This window comes from Anaerolineales bacterium (genome assembly GCA_022866145.1).
Lineage (GTDB): Bacteria > Chloroflexota > Anaerolineae > Anaerolineales > E44-bin32 > PFL42.
In genome coordinates, this window is sequence record JALHUE010000077.1 from 1 (window position 1) to 4,489 (window position 4,489).

Below are 4,489 nucleotides of genomic sequence, written 5' to 3' on the forward strand. Positions count from 1 at the left end.
ATGCTGGGGGTCAGCCTGGCGGTGGCCAAAGCGGCGGCCAACTCGCTCGAGCTGCCGCTGTATCGATATATCGGCGGCGTGCACGCCCACGTGCTGCCCGTGCCGATGCTCAACATCCTCAACGGGGGCGCCCACACCGGCTGGCAGTCGACGGATGCCCAGGAATTCATGATCATGCCACTCGGCGCCGCGAGCTTCGCCGAAGGCCTGCGCTGGGGGTCGGAGGTCTACCAGGTGCTGAAGGATGTGCTCAAGGCGCGCGGCTACACGGCCCTGGTCGGCGATGAGGGCGGCTACGCTCCGGCGCTGAAGGCCAACGCCGAAGCGGTAGAGGTCATCCTGGAAGCCATCCAGAAGGCGGGCTATGTGGCGGGCGAGCAGATCTCGATTGCGCTGGACCCGGCTGCCTCCGAGCTGTATGACGAAGACAAGAAGCGGTACGTGTTGCGGCGGGAGGGGAAGGAGCTCACCGGCGAGCAGATGGTCGAGTTCTGGAAGTCGTGGGTCGAGCAGTACCCGATCGTGTCGATTGAGGATGGCTTGGCGCAGGACGATTGGGAAAGCTGGAAGCTGATGACCCGCGAGTTGGGCTCGCGCCTGCAGCTGGTGGGAGATGACTTGCTGGTGACCAATCCGGAACGGGTGCGACGGGGCATCCAGGAGCAAGCCTGCAACGCCCTACTGGTCAAGCTCAACCAGATCGGGACGCTGACCGAGACTATCGAGGCCGTCGAAATGTGCCAGCGCGCCGGCTGGCGAGCGGTGACGTCACACCGCTCGGGCGAAACAGAAGATGCCACCATCGCCGACCTGGCGGTGGCGTTGAACATGGGCCAAATCAAGACTGGAGCGCCGGCCCGCTCTGACCGGGTAGCCAAGTACAACCAGCTGCTGAGGATCGAGGCAGAGCTTGAGGACACCGGGACCTATGCCGGCTGGGGGGCGCTGCGGCGGACCTAAGCTCCCTGCCTGGGGGCAAAGGGGGAGAGGCCGGCTCGCCTGCTGGGTGACCCCCTGAGCCGTCGCCAGAAAGCGCATCCTGCTGCGGGATCCGGAAACCCTGGTTCCCGCAGGCTTTTTTGCAGCCGTGACGAACCCAGACCGACCGGTAGGTTCCAACGGGCAGGTCGCCGTCTCCAGGGGCGTCGCCATGGCGCGAGGTTGGACCGCTGGGTCAGGCGCTGACAGATGGGAGGCGACCCCTCAAGGCGGGTCAGTTGCTGGTCAGGGGAGCAGGTTCGCGATCGCCGTTCTCGGCTCGAGTCACAACGGGTGCGGCGCAGAACGGGCATAGCCGCCAAGGAAGTTCGAGCAGCTGTCCGCACGAAGCACAGGCCCGTCGCAACCGGGTGGCGCAGGCGGGACAGACCTGCCAGTCGGGCAGCGTCCGGGCGCCGCAGCCGGGGCACTGGGTCCTGGCTTCGATCTCGCTCAGCAGCGCTTCTTCTTCAAGGGCGTGCTGGTAGACCTCGTCCAGGGTGGCAGCCGGGCGCAGCAGCAGGTAGATGATCACTCCGAGCGGCCCGAGCAGGAGGACGACCAGGGCCGCCAGCAGGCGCAGCAGGCGGTCTTGTGAGCGGCGGCCCAGGTCACGGTAGGTCCAGAACACCAGGGCCAACCACAGGGCGGCCAGGAATGCCCCCAGCAGCGCTGTGCCGAACAGCAGGGCGTCTCGCAGGGTTCCCAGGCTGGTCTGAAAGGGCATCCGATTCCTCCCTCGGCGGGCGATTATAGCACGCAGAGGTGGCGGAAGCAGTGCAAGCTTCGGACCGCGGCCGTTGATTTCGGGTTCCTTCCGGTGAGTGCATACCCCCGTGAGCGTGGGGTCACGGCTGAGCCCCGAGCCCGGCCCGGATCGACCCAGCACGCGTGCGCCGAGTGCGGCGTCTGCACCCCTTGGGGAGGGCCCCCGCTTCGCAGGCCATCGGGATCGGGGTTCGGAGCGGCCCGAGAAAATGGGGCGCCAGCCGTCAGCTCTCCGATCCAGGCGCGGCGACGCCTGTGGAGGGAGAGGCGAACTTCTAGGTTCGCGAGCGGTGGCTGCGCGCCCGGCGCGTTGACAGTGCACGGAGCGTGCACTATAGTCGCAGAGTCCGCGTTGCAGGGGGATGCAGTGACGGGCTACGAAGTGCATCGAATCGCCGACATGCCCTCCGGTGAGCGCCCGCGAGAGCGCATGCAGCGTCTGGGGTCCGGTGCGCTGAGTGACGGCGAGCTGCTGGCGATTGTGATCCACAGTGGCCTTCGCGGCCGAAGCGCTGTCCAGCTGGCAGAAATGATGCTGTCCGCCGGGAGCGGTCTCGGCGGGGTGCAGCGGATGTCGTTCGATGATCTGTGCGGGATGAGCGGGATCGGTCCGGCCAAAGCCGCCCAGCTGCAGGCGGCCATGGAGATCGGGCGGCGTGTTTCCGCCCTGACGCCCGAGGAGCGACCGGAGTTGCAGAGCCCTCAGGATGTCGCCCGGTTGGTGTCGTATGAGATGCAGGCGCTCGAGCAGGAGCATATGCGGGTACTGCTGTGCGACACCCGGAACCGCCTGATCCGGATGGTGGAGGTCTACAAGGGGAGTCTGAACGCGGCCAGCGTGCGCATTGGTGAGGTCTTCCGTGAGGCGATCCGGGCCAATGCCGCGGGGTTGGTGGTCGTACACAACCATCCCAGCGGCGACCCCACACCCAGCCCCGAAGACGTCGCGCTGACGCGCAGCATGGTAGAGGCCGGCAGGCTGCTGGACATCGAGGTGCTCGACCATCTGATTGTGGGCCAGGGGCGGTTCGTCTCTCTGAAGGGCCGCGGCCTGGGTTTTGCCTGACGGGGGTGGTGGAGAATGGCAGAGTTCCAGATCCTATTGCTGCCTCGGCAGGACTACTGGGAGTGGGTTCGGGCCTCCCAGGGGTATGTTCTGGCGTTCGGCCCCAACCTGACTTCTGATCCCGCGACCGCCGGGCGGTACATGGCGCCGCGGCAAGTGATCAGCTTTCCGGATTTCCCCGGCGCGTATGCCGAGAGCCAAGACATGGTGGCGTGGTATCAGAAGCGGTATCCCGGCATACGAGTGGACGCGATCTCGGCCGCTACGCCCGGGAAGCTTCAGCGGCAGTTCGAGAAACGGATCGAAGCAAAGGATCGATACGGACAGCGGCTGCGGCCGTTCTTTCTGCTGTGGGCCACTGACTACCCCGTGGTGACCCAGCCGTTCGGCGTCAATCCGCAGATCTACCATCGCTTCGGCCTGCCTGGGCACGAAGGGGTGGACATGCGAGCCTTGACCAACACCAACATCTATTCGGCCTTCGACGGCGTCGTGTATGAGGTCTTCAGGGATGCCAAGCACCACGCCTACGGGATCCATATTCGGGTGCGACACCGGGATGGTTTCAAGACGGTCTACGCCCACCTGGCTAAGCCTTTGGTGGGGGTCGGCGAGGAAGTCAAGGGCGGCCAACTGATTGGAAAGGCCGACTCAACCGGCGCCTCGACTGGCTCCCATCTGCACCTGACCCTCAAGCAGGACGGAGCGACTGCACGCGGGGAGACCCGCTATCCCAAGGACATCATCGATCCCACGCCGTATCTCGTATGGCCGGACGGGTATCGCCTGAAACAGGTGGAAGCGAAAGGCTGGCCGGCCGAGCGCTGCCTTGTGGGTGCGGTCGGACGGGTGGACGGGCTGCTGCGCCCCGTGGATCTTGATCTCGTGGCGCGGGCCAGGTTGGAAGCGCTGAGCCTCAGCCTGGCTGAACCCGAGGAGACAGTCCGGGCGCTTCGGCGCGTCAATCCTGGAATCCAGTTGATCATTTCGATCCCTTCTCCCGAGGGCGGAGATGGCCTGCAGGTCGCCGACTCGCTTTCCCGCTGCATGGGCGACATCGGCCGGCTGTTGCGGGAAGGCGTCCGGGACTTCGAGCTGGGGAGTGTTCCCAATCTACAGTCTGGCGGATGGAATCGGGCCTGGCGTGACGGGGGGGAGCTTGCCGCCTGGTGGCTCGAGACCGCCCGCGCGATTCGCGCCGAGCAGCCTGACGTGCGGCTCGGCTTTCCTGGGCTCGATCCTGGGGATCACCTGGAAGGCTGGCGGGCTGCGGCCTTGCCGTTCCTGGAGGAGGCGAGCGCGGCGGCAGAGCAAGCCGACTGGATCGGGGTTCATGCCTACTGGGACAGCCGGGAATCGATGCTCGCCGTCAGTGGCGGCCGCTGGTATGAGCAGGTCATCGACCGTTTTCCGGGCCAGCGTTTGTTGATCACGGCCTTCGCCAATCCCTCCGAGGATGTCCCCGCCCAGGTCAAGGCCAGGGAATACCTGGAGTTCCTGGAAATCGTCGGGGACGAGCCGGTGATCGGGGCGGCCCTGTGCAGCTGCCTCTCGGCCCGGAAGGGATTCGACTCGGTTGTCTGGAGGACCGAGTCCGGGGAGGACCGGGAGATCGCCGGTCCCATCGGCGACCGCCCACGCAATCGAGGCGGGCCGTCTAGCGCGTGACGCGGAAGC

Annotated in this window: 4 protein-coding genes; 3 read left to right on the forward strand and 1 reads right to left on the reverse strand. The window is 66.2% G+C overall.

Going from position 1 to position 4,489, the window contains the following annotated elements; genetic code table 11:
* Positions 1-960, forward strand: a 960-nt coding sequence (eno, locus tag MUO23_02530) for a phosphopyruvate hydratase (protein MCJ7511829.1), incomplete at its 5' end; no start/stop codon positions are given.
* 253 nt (positions 961-1,213) lie between these two features.
* On the opposite strand, the gene MUO23_02535 is transcribed toward eno, so the two are convergent.
* Positions 1,214-1,705: a zinc ribbon domain-containing protein gene (locus tag MUO23_02535; protein ID MCJ7511830.1), complete on the reverse strand. Its 492-nt coding sequence runs from the start codon at positions 1,703-1,705 to the stop codon at positions 1,214-1,216.
* A 408-nt stretch (positions 1,706-2,113) separates the two neighbouring features.
* Here MUO23_02535 and radC point away from each other — a divergent pair, with 408 nt between their 5' ends.
* Positions 2,114-2,812 (forward strand): DNA repair protein RadC, encoded by a 699-nt coding sequence (radC, locus tag MUO23_02540; GenBank protein ID MCJ7511831.1) that lies wholly within the window; start codon positions 2,114-2,116, stop codon positions 2,810-2,812.
* A 15-nt stretch (positions 2,813-2,827) separates the two neighbouring features.
* Complete coding sequence (locus MUO23_02545) at positions 2,828-4,480, forward strand: M23 family metallopeptidase (GenBank protein MCJ7511832.1); 1,653 nt, start codon at positions 2,828-2,830, stop codon at positions 4,478-4,480.
* Positions 4,481-4,489 lie beyond the last annotated feature (9 nt).